This window comes from Mycobacterium sp. NGS59, from assembly GCF_059812345.1.
The window spans coordinates 35,021-54,983 of the sequence record NZ_JCALCN010000028.1 but is presented as its reverse complement, the minus strand read 5'-3'; the positions used below and the strand labels follow the sequence as shown (position 1 = coordinate 54,983).

The window sequence follows — 19,963 nt, the reverse complement described above, 5'->3', positions numbered from 1 at the left end:
CTGCTCGCGCCCAGCTAGTACGCGTCCGTGCTTCGCCCGCCCCCAGGCCCGTCGAACAGGTACGGGTAGTGCACGTTCGGGTCATTCGCGGGACGGAAGCTCGGCGGGGGTGGGCCAGTGCGCCAGGCCGCGGGCAGATGGCAGCCGGTGTCGTAGGAGTAGTCGAGCGGGCTGCCGTCTCGGCCGTTCACCAAGCTGATCGTGACACCGTCGTCGCGACCCTGCGAATAGTTGGCCGAACCCATTGGCAGCGGCGGACTTCCGGGTGCGGCGTTGTTGGGTGTGAAACCTGCTGCCGCGAAACGCGGTGCGAGCTCGGTGACGATCTGCAGCCACTCGGCGGGTGTGGGCGCGGGCTCGGCGAAGAACATGTCGCTGTTTGTCTGCCGACCGATGCTGCGGGTGAACGGGTGCTGGCAGCCGTTGGTGGAGTGGCCGGCGGGCATGGCCGAAAAGCGGCTCGGCGGTGAGTGTTTCGTGATCGCCGCCCGGATCGCGCCGTCGAGGTCGGCCAGCTGTTGCTCAACCCTCTCCAGGTCGGGACGCCCGTTCACGATCTCCTGCAGCCGGTCCAACTCGGAACGGCCGGGGTTGGCATAAGGGTCGAAGGTGTTCGGTTTGACACAGCCGCTGAGCGCAACAGCGACACCGAGCAGCGTCACTGCAATACGGTTCACGGCCGGTCGGGACAATTGTCGGTCATCCAGGGGGTAATGAGGTCGGCGGGCAGTCCTGCCAGGACTACCGCCAGGTTATAGGCACTCATACGTAGGTTGCCGTTGCTGCCCATCCGGGTGTACTCGGAATGCCCGTAGGCCCGCTCGTGCAGTTGACCGTCGCCGTACGGCCCGTCGAACGCGTACCCGGTTTCGGTGGACAGTTCCGCCATGCCCGGCACGTCTTGCGGCGGGGCGCCGAACGCACCGAACGCTGGAATCAGCTCTGAGACAACGTCGTCGGCGCCGATCATGTAGTACGCGTGTCCGGGCAGCACGCCCAGTTGCGCGGCTTCGGTGAGTTCCGTGCCAGGCGAGCCGTAGAGCACGACGTCGCTGACCGGTGCGCCCTGTTGCACGGCGAGACTGGTGGTCAGTGACCCGTAGGAATGCCCGAACGCGGCGATGTGTTGGTCCGGGAGGTTGCTGGCTGCGGCCAATCCCCGGTAGAAGTTGTTCAGGGAACGCGCGCCGTCACGGGCCAGCCAATCGTGGCTGACATCCTTGAGGCTGTCCGGCGCGTCGTAGCCGAGCCATGCGATGGAGGCGACGGCGTCGGGATGCTCGACGCCGGCGTTGCGGCGCAATAGTGCCGCCTCGTTGCGCTGAAAACCCGCCTCCCGCACCATGTTCGCTACGCTGGCGCTCACTCGGCTGTTCAAGCCGCTCACCGACACGGCGACGCGTTCTGCGTTGTCGACGTCGCCAACGCCTACCGCCGCCAGCACCTTTCCGGGTTTGCTTGTGGTGTCCAGCAGGATCAGGCCGGCACCGGGATTGTCGGTCAAAGTCTGTTGCAGCGCCTGCAAGTCGGCCAACTTGCCTGGGTTGGTGTGCCAGCCATAGGCATCGAGCCAGCCCTGCTGTAGCCGATCGATTTCGCGTTGCAGCGCAGGAACATTGAGTTGGTTGCGGACGACGACTGGGATGCCGTCCAGGTTGCGGACGGCATCGGGGAACCGTTGCTTGACCTGATCCTGTTCGTTGGGGGTCAGCGACCGCCACCACAAGTTCACTTCTTGCGCAGTGCTGTTCGCCGGCGGCAACGCCGGCAGGTGAGGTGGTTGATGGGCGAGTTGGAGCTCGACTTGCGCAGCGGAGAGGTCGCCGTCGGCACCGCGAATCGCCGCCGCCAGATCCTCGTCGGCGATCTCGGCCGATAACAACAATTGCCGCATGCTTTCAGTCAGTCGCATTGCGGCTTCGAAGATGGTCTGTTGATCGGCGACCGACCGGGAGACCAGGTCGGACGGCAGCACGACCGCGCCGGTGCGGTCGTCGATGATCAGCTGGTTCTCTCGTGCCAGTCCGCGTAGCGCCTGAAGGCGCGATTTGATGGTGGCGACCTCGTCGGCCGATTGTTCGGCCGCGTGCGCGACGGCGTCGCAGGCGTCGGCGTGTTCGTCCAACACCGTCGTGGTGTGGTGGGCCGCCGCCTGCGCGGCGTCGGCGGCGTCGCCACCGAAACTCAGCAGACGCATCGTCTCGCTGAGCGCCGCCGACGCGGTGCGGGTGCCGTGTGCGCGCCTGATCGCGGCGTCGAATACCGTGCGGATCGCCGCGGGATCCCAGCGCTCGATGTCCGCCGGACTCAGCGTCATCCAAGATCGCCGACGCCGTACCGGTCCATCATCAAGAAGGCGACGGCGGCCACCTTCAAGCCGTCGGCATGGTCGCCGAAGCGGGCCAGGTGGCTCGCGCTGCTAGCCGTCCAGCAGTCCAGCAACTGCAACAACGTTCCCGCGGAGGAACCGACCCAGCCCGGGTGGGCGCCGTCGGCGTCGCGATGACTGGACTGCTGCAAGTTCAGCAGTGAGCGGCCGTGGTCGGCCAACTGATCGCCAATCCGGGCCAGCACTTCGGGACTGACCCGTACCTCTTCTGCCATGACTACCCCTCGCCGAGAACAACTTTCGGCAAAGTGTGATCGCAGACAGCGGGGCGGGCGACTCACCATGGTCAGCGCCTGTGCATGACTTGCGGCGCTTGGCGTCAAAGCGTATTACGTATCGGGTGGTGAAGGCATATCGAGCACGGGTTCGGTTTCACTCGCGCCCGTGCATGCCGGCGACAGCGCCGTGCGTGGCGTGGTGGCCGAACACCCGAGCGGGTTGCTCCGCACCGGGTCGGCCTACGTTCCGCACGGTGCGTGAACGCCCCCCGGTCGGGCGTCGTTACTTACGGAACTTGCGCGCCTTGCGCCTGATGCCCACGCCGCCCCACAGCGAGAATCCGTGGATCCGCACGTTCGGGGCGCCCGGACTGCCCCCGTCGACTACGGCGTGGTCGAAGTTGCCCATGATCCCGCGACCCTCGATCTCGACGTTGACCTCCGGCGGCAGCAGGATGGTCTGGGCGCCCATGATCGAGTACGCCTTGATGTCGACTTCGGTCGAGGTGAAGTCGGCGTAGCGCAGGTCCACCACGCCGCTACCCCAGAACGTGAACGTCGTCAGCTTCCTCGGCACGTTCCAGCGACCGCGACGCTCGAAACCGCTCATGATGGCCAGCAGCAACGTGGACGGCGCCGGATTGCACTTACCGCCGCGACGCGCGCTCACGGCTGTGCCGGGCAGATCGGCACGCAGCTGGTCGAGCTCCCGATAGGTCGTCGCCGCGTACGCTTTCGTTAGCCGCTCTTCGTATTCGTTGGGTTGCAGGCGACCCTGCTCGGCCGCGTAGGCCAGCAACTGCGCAATCTGAATGCGATCGGTGTCGGCGGCGCGCGCCAAATCCTCGCGCGTGGCGTTCACATCACGCCGGGCTGGGTTGGTCATCTCACCCGCGAGCTTACGACGTAACAGATTTGCTGCAAGAGGTGTTGGCTAAACTGCAATCTTCGTCCGGCCCAGGCGTCCCGCTCAGGACGAAGAAGCCCAGCTCGGAGGCCTTTTTTCCAGGAACGCGAGCATGCCTTCGCGCGCTTCGCCAGAAACGAACAAGCGGGCGGACTCCTCGGCGAGCCGCTGCGCGTCGCGGTCGAATCCCTCAAGCACGGCGGCGGTCGTCAGCGCCTTGGACGCCGCCAGACCCTGCGGCGATCCGCGGCCGACGTCGGCGACCACCCCGGCCACCGCGGCTTCGACGTCCTCGGCGGCCAGGGTGATCAACCCGATCTCGGCGGCTTCGCTGGCGCCGAACGTTTCACCGGTGAGGTAGTAGCGCGCCGAGGCCCGCGCGGAGAGCTTCGGCAGCAGTGTCAGGGAGATGATCGCCGGCGCGACCCCGATCCTGGCTTCGGTCAGGGCAAAGGTGCTGCGCGGTCCGGCGACCACGATGTCGCACGCTCCCACCAGACCGAATCCGCCCGCCCGCACGTGCCCGTTGATAGCCCCGATCACCGGTCGCGGCGACGCGACGATCGCGCGCAGCAACGCCGTCATCTCCTGTGCACGCGCCACCGCCAGGTCGTACGGGCTGCCTTCGCCGGCCTCACTCAGGTCGGCGCCGGCGCAGAACGTGCCGCCGGTGTGGCCGAGCACCACCACCCGCACCGCCGGGTCGTCAGCGGCGGCCCGCAGCCCGTCGTGCAGTTGGGTGACCAGAGTGGTCGACAGCGCGTTGCGGTTGTGCGGCGAGTTCAGCGTCAGCCTGGCTACCGCGCCGTCGCGCGCGTACTCGACGAGGGTGCCCATCAGTACGAGCGGGGCAGGCCGAGCGAGGTCTGCGCGACGAAGTTCAGCACCATCTCGCGGCTGATCGGCGCGATCCGCGCCAGCCGGGACGCGGTCAGCATCGCGGCCACGCCGTACTCCTTGGTCAGCCCGTTGCCGCCCATGGACTGCACGGCCTGGTCGACCGCCCGGGTGGACGCCTCACCGGCGGCGTACTTGGCCATATTCGCGGCCTGGGCCGCGGCGCCGTCGTCGCCGCTGTCGTACAACGCGGCGGCCTTCTGCATCATCAGCTTGGCCAGTTCGACCTCGATGTGGCACTGCGCCAGCGGATGCGCCAGACCCTGGTGCGCGCCGATCGGGGTGGACCAGACTTGGCGCGTCTTGACGTAATCGACGGCTTTATTCAGCGCGAACCGGCCCATGCCGACGGCGCTGGCCGCGCCCATGATGCGCTCGGGGTTCAGGCCGGCGAACAGCTGCGCGATGGCGGCGTCCTGGGCGCCGACGAGTGCGTCGCTGGGCAGCCGGACGTCGTCGAGGAACACCTGGAACTGCCGCTCGGGGCTGATCAGCTCCATCTCGATCGGCGTGTAGGTGAAGCCGGGGGCGTCGGTGGGCACGACGAACAGCGCCGGCCGCAGCTTGCCGGTTTTCGCCTCTTCGGTGCGGCCCACCACCAGCACCGCCTGCGCCTGGTCGATCCCGGAGATATAGACCTTCTGGCCCTTGAGGATCCAGTCGCTGCCGTCGCGGCGGGCGGTCGTGGTGATCTTGTGGGAGTTGGATCCGGCGTCGGGCTCGGTGATGGCGAACGCCATCGTCAGCGAGCCGTCAGCGATGGACGGGATCCAGCGCTTCTTCTGCTCTTCGGTACCGAACTTGCTGATGATGGTGCCGTTGATGGCAGGTGAGACCACCATCAGTAGCAGCGCGCTGCCCGCGGCCGCCATCTCCTCCATCACGAGCGCCAGTTCGTACATGCCGGCGCCGCCGCCGCCGTACTCCTCGGGCAGGTTCACTCCGAGGAAGCCGAGTTTGCCTGCCTCGTGCCACAATTCGTCGGTGTGCTCCTGGGCGCGCGCCTTCTTCAGGTAGTACTCGGCGCCGTAGCCCGCCGCCCACTCCGACACGGCTTTGCGCAGCGCCTGGCGGTCTTCGTTCTCGATGAAACTGGTATCAATCATTGTGGATCTCCTTCTGATTCGGGCGCTTCCACGCGTGCCAGCACGGCGCCCACTTCGACTTGTTGACCGGTGGAGACATTGAGTTCGGCAAGCACGCCGTCGTTCGGCGCGGTGATCGTGTGTTCCATCTTCATCGCCTCCAGCCAGATGAGCGGCTGTCCGGCGGTGACGGTGTCGCCGACGTCAGCACCGACGCGGATCACGTTGCCGGGCATGGGTGCGACCAAGGAGCCTTGCGCGACGGCCGAGTCGGGCTCGGGGTACCGAGGCAACGCGACCAGGTGCACCGGACCGCGTGCGGAGTCGACGTAGACGTCGTTGTGGTAGCGCGCCACGGCGAAGCGGCGGCCAACCCCGTTTTCGGCCAGCACCACTTCGTCGGGTGTCGCCGAGACCAGCTGCACGGTCGGATCGTCGGGCAGCGCCAACGCCGTTCGGGTGTAACGGTATTGGACTCGCTGCTCGCTGTCGTCGTCGTCCCGGTAGGTCTTGACCTGGAAGCCCGACGCGAGATTGCGCCAGCCGCTGGGCAGCGATCCGAACACCTTGGCGGTGGCGCGGTTGTGGGCGGCGTCGGCCAGCGCGGCGGCGATCGCCGACAACCGAACCGTCGCCGCGTCGGCCAGTGGCGCCGACAGCTCGGCCAACCCGTGGGTGTCGAAAAACGCTGTGTCGGTGGCACCGTCGAGGAATGCCGGGTGGCGCAGCACGTTCACCAGCAGCTCACGGTTGGTGCGCAGACCGTGCACCTGGGCGCGGGCCAGCGCGTCGGCGAGCACCAGCGCCGACTGGCGCCGAGTCGGCGCATACGAGATGACCTTGGCCAACATCGGGTCGTAGAAAATCGACACGGCCGAACCGTCGACGATGCCGGAGTCGAGCCGGATCCCGGTCCGGTGGCCCAGGGTTTCGAACTGGGTGCGTACCGAGGGCACGTGGATCCTGTGCACGGTGCCGGCCTGCGGCTGCCAGCCGCGCGCCGGATCCTCGGCATAGAGCCGGACTTCGATCGAATGCCCGTGCGCAACAGACGGTTCGGCGTCCAAGCGACCGCCGTCGGCCACGTCAATCTGCAGCTCGACCAGGTCGAGCCCGGTGGTCTCCTCGGTGACCGGGTGCTCGACCTGAAGGCGGGTGTTCATCTCCAGGAAGAAGAACTCGCCCTCGTCGTCGGCGAGGAACTCCACGGTGCCGGCCCCGGTGTAGTTGATCGCGGACGCGGCCAACCGGGCCGCTTCGAACAGCTTGGCCCGCATGCCCGGTGTCCGCTCCACCAGCGGCGAGGGTGCCTCTTCAATGACTTTCTGGTGGCGACGCTGAATGGAGCATTCGCGCTCACCGACAGCCCACACGGTGCCGTGCGCGTCGGCCATCACCTGCACCTCGATGTGATGCCCGGTGGGCAGGTAGCGCTCGCAGAACACCGTCGGATCACCGAACGCGGATTGGGCTTCGCGTTGCGCGGCCTCCACTTCACCTGCCAAGGCGGACAATTCGTGCACCACCCGCATGCCGCGGCCGCCGCCGCCCGCGGACGCTTTGACGAGCACCGGCAACTGGTCCTGGGTGACGGTGTCGGGGTCGAGTTCGTCGAGCACCGGAACCCCGGCGGCGGACATCAGCTTCTTGGATTCGATCTTGGAACCCATCGCCCGCACGGCGTCCACCGGCGGTCCGATCCAGGTCAGGCCTGCCTGTTGGACGGCGGCGGCGAATTCGGCGTTCTCCGAGAGGAATCCGTAGCCGGGGTGGATGGCGTCGGCGCCGGCGGCGTGTGCGGCCGCGATCAGAGCTTCGGCGTTGAGGTAGTCGTTGGTCTGCGGCAGCCGGACCCGGGCGTCGGCCTCGGCGACATGCGGCGCGGCGACGTCTGGGTCGGTGTAGACGGCAACGGTCCCCAGGCCCAGCCTCCGGCAGCTGGCGAAGACCCGACGGGCGATCTCGCCGCGGTTGGCGACCAGCACTCGAGTGATCATGGGACTCACATCCGGAAGACGCCGAAGTTCGACGTCCCCTTGATCGGGCCATTGGCGATGGCGGACAAGCAGATTCCCAACACGGTGCGGGTGTCGCGCGGGTCGATCACCCCGTCGTCGTAGAGCATCCCGGACAGGACCAGCGGCAGCGACTCCGCCTCGATCTGGCCCTCGACCGCGGCCCGCATCGCCGCGTCGGCGTCCTCGTCGACCTGCTGGCCGCGGGCTTCGGCCGCCGCGCGGGCCACGATGGACAACACCCCGGACAGCTGGGCGCCGCCCATCACCGCCGACTTCGCGCTCGGCCAGGCGAACAGGAACCGCGGGTCGTACGCGCGCCCACACATGCCGTAGTGCCCCGCTCCGTACGACGCGCCGAGCAGCAGCGAGATGTGCGGGACCTTCGAATTGGACACGGCGTTGATCATCATCGAGCCGTGCTTGATCATCCCGCCTTCTTCGTAGTCCTTGCCCACCATGTAGCCGGTGGTGTTGTGCAAGAACAACAGTGGCGTGTCAGACCGGTTGGCCAGCTGGATGAACTGGGTGGCCTTCTGGGATTCCTCGCTGAACAGCACGCCCCGGGCGTTGGCCAGGATTCCGACCGGGTAACCATGCAGCTGGGCCCAACCGGTGACCAACGAAGAGCCGTACAGCGGCTTGAATTCGTCGAATTCGGAGCCGTCGACGATGCGGGCGATCACCTCGCGCGGATCGAATGGGATGCGCAGGTCTGCCGGCACGATGCCGATGAGTTCATCGGTGTCGAACAGCGGCTCGGTGACCTCCCGCGGCTCCGGTCCCTGCTTCTTCCAGTTCAACCGCGCCACGATGCGACGCCCGATGCGGATGGCGTCGGGCTCGTCGATCGCGAAGTAGTCGGCCAGACCCGAAATACGGGCGTGCATTTCGGCACCGCCGAGAGATTCGTCGTCGGACTCCTCGCCGGTGGCCATCTTCACCAGTGGGGGACCGGCCAGGAACACCTTGGAGCGTTCCTTGATCATCACCACGTGGTCGGACATGCCCGGCACGTACGCACCGCCCGCGGTGGAGTTGCCGAATACCAGTGCGATGGTGGGGATTCCGGCCGCCGACAGCCGGGTCAGGTCACGGAACATCCGTCCACCCGGGATGAAGATCTCTTTCTGGGTGGGCAGATCCGCGCCACCGGACTCGACCAGTGAGATCACCGGCAGCCGGTTCTCGAAGGCAATCTGATTGGCGCGCAGGATCTTCTTCAGCGTCCAGGGATTGCTGGTGCCACCTTTGACCGTGGGGTCGTTGGCGACGATCATGCACTCCACGCCTTCGACGACACCGATTCCGGTGACCGTGCTGGCACCCACCTTGAACGCACTGCCCCAGGCCGCCAGCGGGCTCAACTCCAGGAACGCCGAGTCCGGGTCGACGAGCAGCTCGACGCGCTCGCGCGCCGTCAGCTTGCCCCGGGCATGATGGCGCTCAACGTATTTCGGTCCGCCGCCCTCGACGGCGTTGGCGAATTCTGCTGCGATCTCGTCGAGTTTGGTCGTGGTGGCCGCGGCGGCGTCGTTGAAGGCCTCGGCGGACGGGTCGAGGGTGGACCTCAGCACGGTCATGATTGGTATCCCAGGAGTTTGGCGGCCAGGGCGGTGAGGATCTCGGTGGTTCCGCCGCCGATGCCGATGATTCTCATGTCGCGGTACTGGCGTTCGATCTCTGACTCCGCCATGTACCCCATGCCGCCGAACAACTGGACGCCTTGATTGGCCACCCACTCGCCGGCCTCGACGGCCGTGTTCTTGGCGAAGCACACCTCGGCGATCAGGTTGTCCTCTCCGGCCAACTGGCGTTCCACGACATGCCGGGCGTAGACACGGGCGACGTCGATGCGCCGCGCCATCTCGGCGAGCGTGTTCTGCACCGCCTGCCGCGAAATCAACGGCCGGCCAAAGGTTTCCCGGTCGCGGCACCATTGCGCGGTGATGTCCAGGCAGCGCTGCGCACTCGAATACGCTTGCGCGGCAAGGCCGATGCGTTCGGAGACGAAGGCCTGTGCGATCTGCAGGAAGCCGCTGTTCTCCGCCCCGACGAGGTTCGCGATGGGCACCCGGACGTCGGTGTACGAGAGCTCGGCGGTATCGGAGGACCGCCATCCCATCTTGTCCAGCTTTCGGCTCACCTCGAAGCCGGGCGTGTCTTTGTCGACGACGACCAGCGAAACTCCGCCCGCGCCGGGCCCGCCGGTGCGTACCGCGGTCACGACGAAGTCGGCGCGCACCCCCGAAGTGATGTAGGTCTTGGCCCCGTTGATCACGTAGTGGTCGCCTTCCCGTACGGCCGATGTCCGCAGATGCCCGACGTCGGATCCGCCGCCGGGTTCGGTGATGGCCAATGAGCCGATCTTCTCGCCGGCCAACGTCGGGCGCACGTAGGTGTCGATCAGCCGCTCATCACCGGATGCGATCATGTGCGGCACCGCGATCCCGCAGGTGAACAGCGAGGCGAACACCCCGCCCGGCGCGCCGGACTGGTGCATTTCCTCGCAGATGATCACCGCGTCGACGCCGTCCCCGCCGCCACCCCCGACCGCCTCGGGGAAGTTCGCCCCCAGCAGGCCCGCCTCACCCGCACGCCGGTGCAGGTCGCGGGGCAGTTCGCCGCTACGTTCCCACTCGTCGATGTTGGGCAGGATTTCCCGTTCGGCGAACGACCGCACGGTCTTTCGCAACTGTTCGCGTTCGGGGGTGGTCCAGATGCTCACAACAACCTCTCCGGAATGTCGACGTGGCGGCTGCGCAACCATTCACCCAGCCCCTTCGCCTGCGGGTCGAAGCGCGCCTGGTAGGCGACGCCTTGCCCGAGGATTCCCTCGATCACGAAATTCACCGCCCGCAGATTGGGCAATACGTGCCGGGTCACTTCCAGGCCGCCCGCTTCGGGAAGAAGTTCCTTGAGCAGTTCGACGGTCAAGGTGTTGGCCAGCCACCGCCACTGCTCGTCGGTGCGGACCCACACCCCCACATTGGCCGAGCCGCCCTTGTCACCACTGCGCGCGCCCGCGATCAGTCCCAGCGGCACCCGCCGGGTCGGTCCGGCCGGCAACGGCTCCGGCAGGGCCGGCGCAGCCGCCGGTTCCAGCACCAAAGTGTCTGCGGCAGGCTCGATCTCGATACGCGTACCGTCAGCGTGCACCGCGACGTGCGGCACCAGGCCGGCGTCGACATAGCCGGGAGTGAACACCCCGTACACCTGACCGTCGCCGGGCGGGGCGGTGGCGGTGAACCCCGGGTAGCTGGCCAGCGCCAATTCGACTGCGGCACCGGAGAATTTGCGTCCCACGTTGGCGGGGTCGGGATCACGCACGACGCAGCTGAGCAGCGCGCTGGCGGTTTGTTCGGTGTCCGCGTCGGGGCGGTCGGTGCGCGACAGCGTCCACTCCAACTCGGCGGGCTGCACCGTCATCGTGGCCTCGAGCTGACGTCGCACCAACTCCGCTTTCGCCTCGATGTCCAGTCCGGTCAGCACGAACGTCATGGAGTTGCGGAATCCGCCGATGCTGTTCAGCGACACCTTCAGCGTCGGCGGGGGCGGTTCGCCGACGACGCCGCTGATGCGGACCCGGTCAGGTCCGTCCTGGGCGAGCTGGACGCTGTCCATCCGGGCCGTCACGTCCGGGTTGGCGTAGCGGGCGCCGGTGATCTCGTAGAGCAGTTGGGCGGTGACGGTGTCGACGCTGACCAGGCCGCCGGTGCCGGCATGCTTGGTGATCACCGCCGATCCGTCGGCGTCGACCTCGGCCAGCGGGAAGCCGGGGTAGGTCAGGTCCGGTATGTCGGTGAAGAAGGAGAAGTTGCCGCCCGTGGCCTGGGTGCCGCACTCGATGACGTGGCCGGCGACGACGGCGCCGGCGAGCCGGTCGTAGTCGGTGCGGCCCCAACCGAAGTGCGCGGCGGCCGACCCGACGATCACCGAAGCGTCGGTGACCCGGCCGGTGACCACCACGTCGGCGCCGACGGCCAGGCAGTCCGCGATGCCCCATCCGCCCAGGTAGGCGTTGGCCGTCAGGGGTGAACCCAGTCCCAGTTCGGCGGCGCGGGGTTGCAGGTCGTCGCCCTCGACGTGGGCCACCCGGACCGGGACACCCAGCCGCTCGGCCAGGGCGCGCACCGCGTCGGCCAGTCCGGCGGGGTTGAGGCCGCCGGCGTTGGCGACGATGCGCACCCCACGCTCGTGGGCCAGGCCCAGACACTCCTCGAGCTGGGTCAGGAAGGTCTTCGCGTAGCCGCGGTCGGGATTTTTCATCCGGTCGCGGCCCAGAATCAGCATGGTCAGCTCGGCCAGATAGTCGCCGGTGAGATAGTCCACCTCACCGCCGGTGAGCATTTCGCGCATGGCTGAAAGCCGGTCACCGTAGAAACCGGAGCAGTTCGCGATACGCACGGCACCAGAACGGGCCAATGCGCGTCCTCCCTCCGTCGGGATCGATCAACCAACCAACCGGTAGGTTAGCGGGTACCGCCGGTGTCGCGTCAACCGGCTCGGACCCCCGCAAAGCCTCCGACCCGGCCCGATTTTGGCGACCAGCAGGTCCACCGACTATCCTGATCGGCAACTGTCGCCACGCGGGCGAAGGATGCCGCGCGACACACCCGACCGAAACCCCGAACGAGGAGTCAGGCCCGACCATGGCCACACCCAAGCGCAGGATGTCGCGCTCGAATACCCGCAGCCGGCGCTCGCAGTGGAAGGCCACCGCCACCGAGCTGGTGGGCGTCAACGTTGCCGGTCAAAAACACAAGGTGCCGCGGCGGCTGCTCAAGGCCGCTCGCCTGGGCCTGATCGACCTCGACAAGCGCTGACAAAGCGGCTGACAAAGGCTGGATTGACCGACCCCTCAGCGGACCACCGGGTGGCCCGCTTTGTCGTCCGGTCGGCGCGCCTCTCAGCCCGCTCTCAGGCCTTCGTACGACACTGAGCCCCGTGCGAATACTTGTCGTCGACGACGACCGTGCGGTGCGCGAGTCGCTGCGCAGGTCGCTTGCCTTCAACGGCTACTCGGTCGAACTGGCCCATGACGGCGTGGAGGCGCTCGAGCGAATTGCCAGCGACCGGCCCGATGCGGTCGTTCTGGATGTGATGATGCCGCGGCTGGACGGCCTGGAGGTGTGCCGTCAGCTCCGCAGCACCGGCGACGACCTGCCCATCCTGGTGCTGACGGCGCGCGATTCCGTCTCCGAGCGCGTGGCAGGTCTGGACGCCGGAGCCGACGACTACCTGCCCAAGCCGTTCGCCCTGGAAGAACTGCTGGCCCGGATGCGGGCGCTGCTGCGCCGCACCAAGCCCGAGGACGTCGCGGAATCGGTGGCGATGCGGTTCTCCGATCTGACCCTGGACCCGGTGACCCGCGAGGTCACCCGCGGCCAGCGCCGAATCAGCCTCACCCGAACCGAGTTCGCGTTGCTGGAGATGCTGATCGCCAATCCGCGCCGGGTGCTGACCCGCAGCCGCATCCTGGAAGAGGTATGGGGATTCGATTTCCCCACCTCAGGCAATGCTCTGGAGGTGTACGTCGGGTACCTACGGCGTAAGACCGAGGCCGACGGCGAGCCGCGGCTGATCCACACCGTGCGCGGTGTGGGTTACGTGCTACGCGAAACACCGCCCTGATGCTCGGTTTCCGCCGCAAACGGCGCGCGCCGCTGCGAGCGACGAGCTCCCTGTCGCTGCGGTGGCGGGTGATGCTGCTGGCGATGTCCATGGTGGCGATGGTGGTCGTGCTCATCTCCTTCGCCGTCTACGCGGTGATCTCGGCCGCGCTGTACACCGACCTCGACAACCAGCTGCAGAGCCGTGCCCAGCTGCTCATCGCCAGTGGTTCGCTGGCGGCCGATCCGGGCAAGGCCATCGAGGGCACCGCCTATTCGGACGTCAACGCGATGCTGGTGAACCCGGGCCGGTCCATCTACACCGCCAACCAGCCGGGCCAGACCCTGCCCGTCGGAACCCCGGAGAAGGCGGTCATCCGCGGAGACCTGTTCATGTCCCGGCGCACCGCCGCCGGCCAGCGGGTGCTTGCCATCCATCTGCCCAACGGCAGCTCGCTGCTCATCTCCAAGAGCCTCGAGCCCACCGAACACGTGATGAGCAGACTGCGTTTCGTGCTGGTGATGGTCGGCGGCGTCGGCGTGGCGGTGGCTGCGGTGGCCGGCGGGATGGTCACCCGGGCCGGCCTGCGTCCGGTCGGCCGGCTCACCGAGGCGGCCGAGCGGGTGGCCCGCACCGACGACCTGCGTCCGATCCCGGTATTCGGCAGCGACGAGCTGGCCCGGCTCACCGAAGCGTTCAACCTGATGCTGCGTGCGCTGGCCGAATCGCGGGAACGCCAGGCGCGGCTGGTCACCGATGCCGGACACGAATTGCGTACACCGCTCACGTCGTTGCGGACCAACGTCGAACTGCTGATGGCCTCGATGGCCCCCGGTGCCCCGCGGCTGCCCGAACAGGAGATGGTCGACCTGCGCGCCGACGTCCTGGGTCAGATCGAGGAATTGTCGACGCTGGTCGGCGATCTGGTCGACCTGACCCGCGGCGATGCCGGCCAAGCCGTGCACGAGCCGGTCGACATGACCGACGTCATCGACCGCAGTCTGGAACGAGTTCGTCGGCGTCGCAACGACATTCACTTCGACGTCGAGGTCGTTCCGTGGCAGGTCTACGGTGATCCGGCTGGGCTGTCGCGGGCTGCGTTGAACCTGATGGACAACGCCGCCAAGTGGAGTCCGCCGGGTGGTCGGGTGGGAGTGCGGCTGCGTCAACTCGACCCTTCCCACGCCGAACTGGTGGTCTCCGACCACGGTCCCGGCATCCCGCCGCAGGAACGGCGCCTGGTGTTCGAGCGGTTCTACCGGTCCGCCTCCGCGCGCGCGATGCCCGGCTCGGGTCTGGGACTGGCGATCGTCAAGCAGGTGGTGCTCAACCATGGTGGATCGCTGCGTGTCGAGGACACCGAACCGGGCGCCCAGCCGCCCGGGACTTCGATCTACGTGCTGCTACCCGGCCGCCCGATGCCCAGTGCGGTGTATCCGCCGACCGACAGTGACACAAATCACGGCGACCCGGAGAGCTCACGGGGTTCGGCGAATGTCATCTCAGTGGATTCTTAGTCCGCGCGCGCAGGGTGGTTGTGCAGTTAGTGTTGAAAACCAAGCCATGCAAGCAACGCATGCTCGAGTAGGCCTTGAAGCCCCAAGTAGTAGAGGAAGAGCGTCTTAGCGACATGACGAATCACCCGAGGTATTCGCCACCGCCGCAGCAGCCGGGTTACAGCGCCACGCCTAATCAGCCTGTGCCTCCCGCCTATGCCCAGGGGCAGCAAAGCTACAACCAGCAGTTCGACTGGCGCTATCAGCCGTCGCCGCAGCAGCCGTTTCGTTCCTTCGATCCGCTCAGCGGCACCGGCGCGGGCCCGATACCCCACAACACGGGTTCCGGGCCGCTGCCCGGCGCGACGGGTTCGCGCCCGATACCGACCGTCACGGGGCCCGGACCGCTCCCCGGTCCGACCATGTCGGGTCCGATCCCGGGGATGCTGCCGCCGATGGCACCGCCGCCGCGGCGGCGTCGGTCCGGAGGCCTGATCTTCGGTGCGCTGGCCATCGCGGTGGTATCGGCCGGCATCGGCGGCGCGGCCGCGACCGTCGTCGAATTGGGCCACCAATCCGGGTCCGGCAGAGGCACTTCGGCGTCGCCGGGGGCGGCGCCGAGTGTTCCGGCCGCCAACATGCCCGCAGGCTCGGTCGAGCAGGTCGCAGCCAAGGTGGTGCCCAGCGTCGTCATGCTCGAGACCGACCTGGGCCGCGCGTCCGAGGAAGGCTCCGGGGTCATCCTGTCGGCTGACGGGCTGATCCTGACCAACAACCACGTCGTCGCGGCAGCGGCCAAACCGCCCGCCAACAGTCCGCCGCCGAAGACCACCGTGACCTTCTCCGACGGCCGTACCGCGTCGTTCAGCGTGGTCGGTGCCGATCCGACCAGTGACATCGCCGTCATCCGGGTGCAGGGCGTCTCCGGCTTGACCCCGATCTCGATGGGCTCTTCGTCGGGACTGCGGGTCGGCCAACCGGTGTTGGCGATCGGGTCGCCGCTGGGACTGGCCGGCACGGTCACCACCGGCATCGTCAGCGCGCTCAACCGGCCGGTGTCCACCACGGGCGAGGCCGGCAACCAGAACACCGTGCTGGATGCGATTCAGACCGACGCCGCGATCAACCCGGGCAACTCCGGCGGGGCCCTGGTCAACATGAGCAGCCAGCTGGTCGGCATCAACTCGGCCATCGCCACGCTGGGCGCCGATTCCGGCGACGCGCAGAGCGGCTCGATCGGGCTCGGCTTCGCGATCCCGGTCGACCAGGCCAAACGGATCGCCGACGAGTTGATCAGCACCGGCAAGGCGTCGCACGCCTCGCTGGGCGTTCAGGTCACCACCGACAAGGACGCCCCGGGTGCCAAGGTGATGGAGGTGGTGGCCAACGGCGCCGCGGCCAACGCCGGTGTGCCCAAGGGTGTCATCGTCACCAAGGTCGACGACCGGCCGATCAACAGCGCCGACGCGTTGGTTGCCGCGGTGCGTTCCAAAGCGCCCGGCGACAAAGTGTCGCTGACCTATCAAGATCCCGCGGGTGGCAGCCGCACGGTGCAAGTCACGCTCGGAAAGGCGGACCAGTGATGAAGGTCGAGGGGCAGCTGTCAGACCTCGGATATACGGTGGCACCCATGGAACAGGGCGCGGAGTTGGTTGTCGGGCGGGCGCTGGTCGTCGTCGTCGACGACCGCACCGCGCACGGCGACGAGGACCACAGCGGCCCGCTGGTCACCGAATTGCTGACCGAGGCCGGGTTCGTCGTCGACGGTGTGGTGGCGGTCGAGGCCGACGAGGTCGAGATCCGCAACGCGTTGAACACCGCCGTCATCGGCGGGGTGGACCTGGTGGTGTCTGTCGGCGGGACGGGAGTCACGCCGCGCGACGTCGCACCCGAGGCCACCCGCGAGATCCTGGACCGGGAAATCCTGGGCATCGCCGAGGCCATCCGCGCCTCGGGTCTGTCGGCCGGCATCACCGATGCCGGGCTGTCACGCGGGCTGGCCGGGGTCTCCGGCAGCACGTTGGTGGTCAACCTGGCCGGGTCGCGATACGCGGTGCGCGACGGGATGGCAACGCTGAATCCGCTCGCGGCCTACATCATCGGCCAGCTGTCCAGCCTGGAGATCTGAGTCCGGCTCAAGCGTCGGCGCGGGGCCCGTGCTCGGGCCGTGGTGACAACTCGAAAGCTCCCTGAGCCCCGCCGTGCCGACCCGAGCTGCTGCCGCCGGTCTGGCTCGCGAGCAGGTCGCGGATCTCCTGGAGCAGGACGACCTGCGCGTCGTCGGCCTGCTCGACCTCGCCCTGCTTGCGCAGCTTGCTGTAGGGCAGCACCACCAGGAAATACACGACCGCCGCGAGCAGGAAGAAGTTGATCGCCGACGACAGCACGACGTTGAAGTCGATGTACTTGGCGGATTCTCCCTCGCCGGCGATGTGGATCTTCAGCAGCCCGACCTGTGACGTCTGACCGACGCCGATCGAGCTGACCAGCGGTTTGATGATGCTGTCGGTGAAGGCAGTGACCAGCGCCGTGAACGCAGTACCGATGACCACCGCGACCGACAGGTCGACGATATTGCCCCGCGACAGAAACTCCTTGAACCCTTTGAGCATCAGTACGTCCTTTCTGCAATGGGCCCACATTGATCCGGAATTCCAACCCCGAATGAAAACCTAGCTCAGTCGGCACCGTTTGCCATGATGCCGTGCTGGTCGCCACGCCCACGGATCGCGCAGTCGATCAGCGTCGAGAAGGCCTGCCGGCTCGCGGAATCGGGCAGGCCGACCAATTCCTCGCGCGCCTGATCGGCTGTCGCCGCTGCCTCGGCCGCGGCCAGGGCGTGCGAGAGGTGGGACGCCGTGCCGACCAACCTGCCCAACCGGGACAGACGCTGGACCACGTCGGCTGAGGCGCCGGCGCACAGCGCACCCAACTGACCGCACGCGGCGATGAGGGAACCGGTCCGCTCCCGCGCGACCCGCAGGTGGTGCTCGGCCGGGTCGGCGCCCGGCGAGACACCTCGCGTCTGGCGCATCTGCCCGGAGACCAACTCGGCGAAGGTCTCGGCGATCACCGCGAAGGCCTGCGGGCCCAGCCGGGAACCCAACCGCGACGCCACCGCGTACCGGTAGTCGCCTGCCAGGATTGCCAGGTTGGTGTTCCACCGGGCCGCCGCATCGTCGGCGACGGCAACGTCGTCGGCAACCGCGGAGTGACACAGCGTCGCCAGGTGGATCAACTCGAGAGCCGCGCCCACGACCGTGACCTGCCAGGAATCGGGTTCGGGACCTAGTTGCGCGGCAAGCACGGTGAAGAGCGGCCGCAGTTCGGTGTCCCCGGCGTCGAACGGATGCTGCATCGCTTCGCGGATCATCTCGTCACCGTCGCCGAGTTCGCTGCTGATCAGATCCTCGATCCGGGCGACACCGTCGCGGACGCCGGCGGCGAACCGCGTGTCGCCCAGCTGCAGACAGTCGAGCACGCTTTCTGAGGTAAGGCTCACCTGTCCAACATAGGGGCTACCGCGGCGCGGTGCCGAATTGCGTTGCCGCGGCGGGGATTCAGTGCAGGACGACGGTGACGGCCCGGCCCAGTGCCGCCGCGGCCACCCCGGCTGCGATCCGGCCCGGCAGCGCCACCAGCAGCACCCGATCGGATCCTGGGGATTTCTGCGGTGCCGAGATCAACACCACGACGGCATCAGTTGCCAGCATCCGCGAAGCGACGGGTGTGTCGGTGTCCGGCGCGGCGAGAACGTCGACGACGTCGCCGACCCGCAGCAGGTCGACCAGGGCGGTGTCCGACAGATGCAGCGGCACGATCCGGGCGCCCGGACCGGCAGTGGAATCGGCCAACCGGCTCCCCAGCAGCCGGACGTCGGTGAGGACTTCCCCGCGCCGGGCGGGACCGGCCAGCGTCACACCGAGCACGACCTCGAGGCTGGTCTGCGAGCCGTCCGGAATCGACGTCGGCGAGCGCTGTTCCAGCCGCACGTCGCCGGCGGTCAGCGCGGTGCCGGGTTTCAGATCGTGGACGGCGACCACCACGTCGACCCGGGTGCCGTCGGGGTCGGGGCGCACCGCAGCAACGCCGGCCAGCACGACGAGCCCGCCCGCGGCGATGCGCCGGGCCAGCACGGTTCGAGTCCAGTCCGGGCGGACGAATGCCGAGATCCGGCTGAGCAGTGTGGGATTGAGTGACGGTTCCCGCACGCCGTCACACGTTAAGCGGCGTTTCGCTATGACGCCGCCGGCTCAGAGGCCGACTGTGGATAACCGCGGAAGCGTCAGCTCGACGCGGCCGTTGCCGAGGCCGTGGAGGTGCTGGCTTTCTCGGTCGAACCCGACGATTTGCTGTCGCTGGAGGACTTGGTTTCTGAGGTCGAGGTCGAATCGCTCGTCGAGGAGCCGTTGGTCGCGCTCTTCTCTTTCTTGCCGGCCTCGCGGCTGTCGGTGCGGTAGAACCCGCTGCCCTTGAACACCACCCCGACCGAATTGAACAGTTTGCGCAGCCGGCCTGAGCACTTGTCGCAGGTGGTCAGCGCGTCCTCGGTGAAGGCCTGCACCTTGTCGAAGCGGTTGTCGCATTCGGTGCACGCGTAGCTGTACGTGGGCACAAAAACCTCCGGATGATAATAAGCCTGAGTTAGCACTCTACCGTCTCAAGTGCTAGAACCGCCACGTGATACCGATCATTCCCCGATCGGCAGAGCGACCATCCCCGATGCGGGTGTGAGCACGTGACTCATCGGGACATCGTGTCGTTCGGACGGCAACTCGTCGACCAGTTCCGCATCCCGCACCACCGCGACCAGCATCGCCTGCGGGTCGCGCACCGCCAGCGACCGGTCGTAGAAACCGCGGCCCCGGCCCAGCCGGGTACCGCGCCGGTCCACCGCCAGCGCCGGCAGCAGCACCACCGCGGCTTCTCCCAGGGCCGTCTCCGGTAGCCACGGCTCGGGCGGTTCGAGCAACCCCCAGCGTCCGGTCACCAGTCGGCCGGGGAAGTACTCACCCCAGCGCAGCGGCAGCGGCGTGTCGTCGGCGGCCGTTCGCGCTACCGGCAACAGCACGCGGCCCGCCCGGCGCAGCAACACGTCGAGCATGTCGACCGATCCGGGTTCCGATCCCACCGGCACATAGGCGCATACGGTGACACCGCTGCTCAGAGTGCGTTCCAGATGATCGCTGAGCATCCTGGCCTCGGCGGCGCGCACGTCGTCGGCAACGTGCCGCCGGGCCCGGGACAGTCGGTCCCGCAACGCAGCCTTGCTCGCGGTGGTCATCGCTCTAACGATGACAGACCGCCCGCGGCTGCGGCGTTCTCGCCGACCATGCGCCCGTG

At 67.8% G+C, this 19,963-nt stretch carries 20 protein-coding genes; 5 read left to right on the top strand and 15 right to left on the bottom strand.

Features of this window, described 5'->3' with window-relative positions; genetic code table 11:
* Positions 1-14: 14 nt before the first annotated feature.
* The 10 genes from AC5Y46_RS22810 to AC5Y46_RS22765 all read right to left on the bottom strand — a co-directional run bounded on the left by AC5Y46_RS22810 (position 15) and on the right by AC5Y46_RS22765 (position 11,918).
* Positions 15-668 (bottom strand): LppA family lipoprotein, encoded by a 654-nt coding sequence (locus AC5Y46_RS22810; RefSeq protein WP_499946596.1) that lies wholly within the window; start codon positions 666-668, stop codon positions 15-17.
* Between the two features lie 5 nt (positions 669-673).
* Entirely contained in the window at positions 674-2,317 is a 1,644-nt protein-coding gene (locus AC5Y46_RS22805) for an alpha/beta hydrolase (protein WP_499946583.1), read from the bottom strand.
* Complete coding sequence (locus tag AC5Y46_RS22800) at positions 2,314-2,604, bottom strand: hypothetical protein (protein ID WP_499946582.1); 291 nt, start codon at positions 2,602-2,604, stop codon at positions 2,314-2,316. The genes AC5Y46_RS22805 and AC5Y46_RS22800 overlap by 4 nt, the downstream gene beginning before the upstream one ends.
* A 286-nt stretch (positions 2,605-2,890) precedes the next feature.
* On the bottom strand, positions 2,891-3,493 hold the full coding sequence (locus AC5Y46_RS22795) for a DUF1707 SHOCT-like domain-containing protein (protein WP_499946581.1): 603 nt from the start codon (positions 3,491-3,493) through the stop codon (positions 2,891-2,893).
* Between the two features lie 84 nt (positions 3,494-3,577).
* Positions 3,578-4,351 carry an enoyl-CoA hydratase family protein gene (locus AC5Y46_RS22790; protein WP_499946580.1) on the bottom strand — a complete coding sequence of 258 codons (774 nt, stop codon included), beginning with the start codon at positions 4,349-4,351 and terminating at the stop codon, positions 3,578-3,580.
* Complete coding sequence (locus tag AC5Y46_RS22785; protein ID WP_499946579.1) at positions 4,351-5,517, bottom strand: acyl-CoA dehydrogenase family protein; 1,167 nt, start codon at positions 5,515-5,517, stop codon at positions 4,351-4,353. Before AC5Y46_RS22785 ends, AC5Y46_RS22790 begins: the two co-directional genes overlap by 1 nt.
* Positions 5,514-7,493, bottom strand: a complete 1,980-nt coding sequence (locus AC5Y46_RS22780; RefSeq protein WP_499993197.1) for an acetyl/propionyl/methylcrotonyl-CoA carboxylase subunit alpha — start codon at positions 7,491-7,493, stop codon at positions 5,514-5,516. Before AC5Y46_RS22780 ends, AC5Y46_RS22785 begins: the two co-directional genes overlap by 4 nt.
* Before the next feature lie 5 nt (positions 7,494-7,498).
* On the bottom strand, positions 7,499-9,088 hold the full coding sequence (locus AC5Y46_RS22775; protein ID WP_499993211.1) for an acyl-CoA carboxylase subunit beta: 1,590 nt from the start codon (positions 9,086-9,088) through the stop codon (positions 7,499-7,501).
* 2 nt (positions 9,089-9,090) lie between these two features.
* Positions 9,091-10,239 carry an acyl-CoA dehydrogenase family protein gene (locus AC5Y46_RS22770; RefSeq protein WP_499993194.1) on the bottom strand — a complete coding sequence of 383 codons (1,149 nt, stop codon included), beginning with the start codon at positions 10,237-10,239 and terminating at the stop codon, positions 9,091-9,093.
* Positions 10,236-11,918: an acyclic terpene utilization AtuA family protein gene (locus AC5Y46_RS22765; RefSeq protein WP_499993209.1), complete on the bottom strand. Its 1,683-nt coding sequence runs from the start codon at positions 11,916-11,918 to the stop codon at positions 10,236-10,238. The genes AC5Y46_RS22770 and AC5Y46_RS22765 overlap by 4 nt, the downstream gene beginning before the upstream one ends.
* Positions 11,919-12,163: 245 nt before the next feature.
* Here AC5Y46_RS22765 and rpmF point away from each other — a divergent pair, with 245 nt between their 5' ends.
* From rpmF to AC5Y46_RS22740, 5 genes are all read left to right on the top strand, one after another.
* Entirely contained in the window at positions 12,164-12,337 is a 174-nt protein-coding gene (gene rpmF, locus AC5Y46_RS22760) for a 50S ribosomal protein L32 (protein WP_499946575.1), read from the top strand.
* Positions 12,338-12,458: 121 nt separating this feature from the next.
* The gene (mprA, locus tag AC5Y46_RS22755) at positions 12,459-13,145 is read left to right on the top strand and encodes a two-component system response regulator MprA (protein WP_499946574.1); all 687 of its coding nucleotides are present in this window, start codon (positions 12,459-12,461) and stop codon (positions 13,143-13,145) included.
* A complete protein-coding gene (locus AC5Y46_RS22750) occupies positions 13,145-14,641 on the top strand; it encodes a HAMP domain-containing sensor histidine kinase (RefSeq protein WP_499946573.1) in 1,497 nt (498 codons plus the stop codon). The genes mprA and AC5Y46_RS22750 overlap by 1 nt, the downstream gene beginning before the upstream one ends.
* A gap of 113 nt (positions 14,642-14,754) precedes the next feature.
* Positions 14,755-16,203 carry a S1C family serine protease gene (locus AC5Y46_RS22745; RefSeq protein ID WP_499946572.1) on the top strand — a complete coding sequence of 483 codons (1,449 nt, stop codon included), beginning with the start codon at positions 14,755-14,757 and terminating at the stop codon, positions 16,201-16,203.
* Positions 16,203-16,748 (top strand): MogA/MoaB family molybdenum cofactor biosynthesis protein, encoded by a 546-nt coding sequence (locus AC5Y46_RS22740; RefSeq protein ID WP_499946594.1) that lies wholly within the window; start codon positions 16,203-16,205, stop codon positions 16,746-16,748. Before AC5Y46_RS22745 ends, AC5Y46_RS22740 begins: the two co-directional genes overlap by 1 nt.
* A gap of 7 nt (positions 16,749-16,755) precedes the next feature.
* Here AC5Y46_RS22740 and mscL read toward each other — a convergent pair whose 3' ends face one another.
* From mscL to AC5Y46_RS22715, 5 genes are all read right to left on the bottom strand, one after another.
* Complete coding sequence (mscL, locus tag AC5Y46_RS22735; protein ID WP_499993188.1) at positions 16,756-17,232, bottom strand: large-conductance mechanosensitive channel protein MscL; 477 nt, start codon at positions 17,230-17,232, stop codon at positions 16,756-16,758.
* A gap of 65 nt (positions 17,233-17,297) precedes the next feature.
* On the bottom strand, positions 17,298-18,101 hold the full coding sequence (locus AC5Y46_RS22730; protein ID WP_499946593.1) for a polyprenyl synthetase family protein: 804 nt from the start codon (positions 18,099-18,101) through the stop codon (positions 17,298-17,300).
* Positions 18,102-18,180: 79 nt separating this feature from the next.
* Entirely contained in the window at positions 18,181-18,831 is a 651-nt protein-coding gene (locus AC5Y46_RS22725; RefSeq protein WP_499946570.1) for an SAF domain-containing protein, read from the bottom strand.
* A gap of 74 nt (positions 18,832-18,905) precedes the next feature.
* Positions 18,906-19,235: an FmdB family zinc ribbon protein gene (locus AC5Y46_RS22720; RefSeq protein ID WP_499946592.1), complete on the bottom strand. Its 330-nt coding sequence runs from the start codon at positions 19,233-19,235 to the stop codon at positions 18,906-18,908.
* 75 nt (positions 19,236-19,310) lie between these two features.
* Positions 19,311-19,904: a 5-formyltetrahydrofolate cyclo-ligase gene (locus tag AC5Y46_RS22715; protein WP_499946569.1), complete on the bottom strand. Its 594-nt coding sequence runs from the start codon at positions 19,902-19,904 to the stop codon at positions 19,311-19,313.
* Positions 19,905-19,963: the final 59 nt, after the last annotated feature.

Coding starts and splice junctions, on each gene's coding strand:
- AC5Y46_RS22805 (WP_499946583.1), bottom strand. CDS start 2,317: ATGACGCTGAGTCCGGCGGACATCGAGCGCTGGGATCCCGCGGCGATC.
- AC5Y46_RS22800 (WP_499946582.1), bottom strand. CDS start 2,604: ATGGCAGAAGAGGTACGGGTCAGTCCCGAAGTGCTGGCCCGGATTGGC.
- AC5Y46_RS22795 (WP_499946581.1), bottom strand. CDS start 3,493: ATGACCAACCCAGCCCGGCGTGATGTGAACGCCACGCGCGAGGATTTG.
- AC5Y46_RS22790 (WP_499946580.1), bottom strand. CDS start 4,351: ATGGGCACCCTCGTCGAGTACGCGCGCGACGGCGCGGTAGCCAGGCTG.
- AC5Y46_RS22785 (WP_499946579.1), bottom strand. CDS start 5,517: ATGATTGATACCAGTTTCATCGAGAACGAAGACCGCCAGGCGCTGCGC.
- AC5Y46_RS22780 (WP_499993197.1), bottom strand. CDS start 7,493: ATGATCACTCGAGTGCTGGTCGCCAACCGCGGCGAGATCGCCCGTCGG.
- rpmF (WP_499946575.1), top strand. CDS start 12,164: ATGGCCACACCCAAGCGCAGGATGTCGCGCTCGAATACCCGCAGCCGG.
- AC5Y46_RS22750 (WP_499946573.1), top strand. CDS start 13,145: ATGCTCGGTTTCCGCCGCAAACGGCGCGCGCCGCTGCGAGCGACGAGC.
- AC5Y46_RS22745 (WP_499946572.1), top strand. CDS start 14,755: ATGACGAATCACCCGAGGTATTCGCCACCGCCGCAGCAGCCGGGTTAC.
- AC5Y46_RS22740 (WP_499946594.1), top strand. CDS start 16,203: ATGAAGGTCGAGGGGCAGCTGTCAGACCTCGGATATACGGTGGCACCC.
- mscL (WP_499993188.1), bottom strand. CDS start 17,232: ATGCTCAAAGGGTTCAAGGAGTTTCTGTCGCGGGGCAATATCGTCGAC.
- AC5Y46_RS22715 (WP_499946569.1), bottom strand. CDS start 19,904: ATGACCACCGCGAGCAAGGCTGCGTTGCGGGACCGACTGTCCCGGGCC.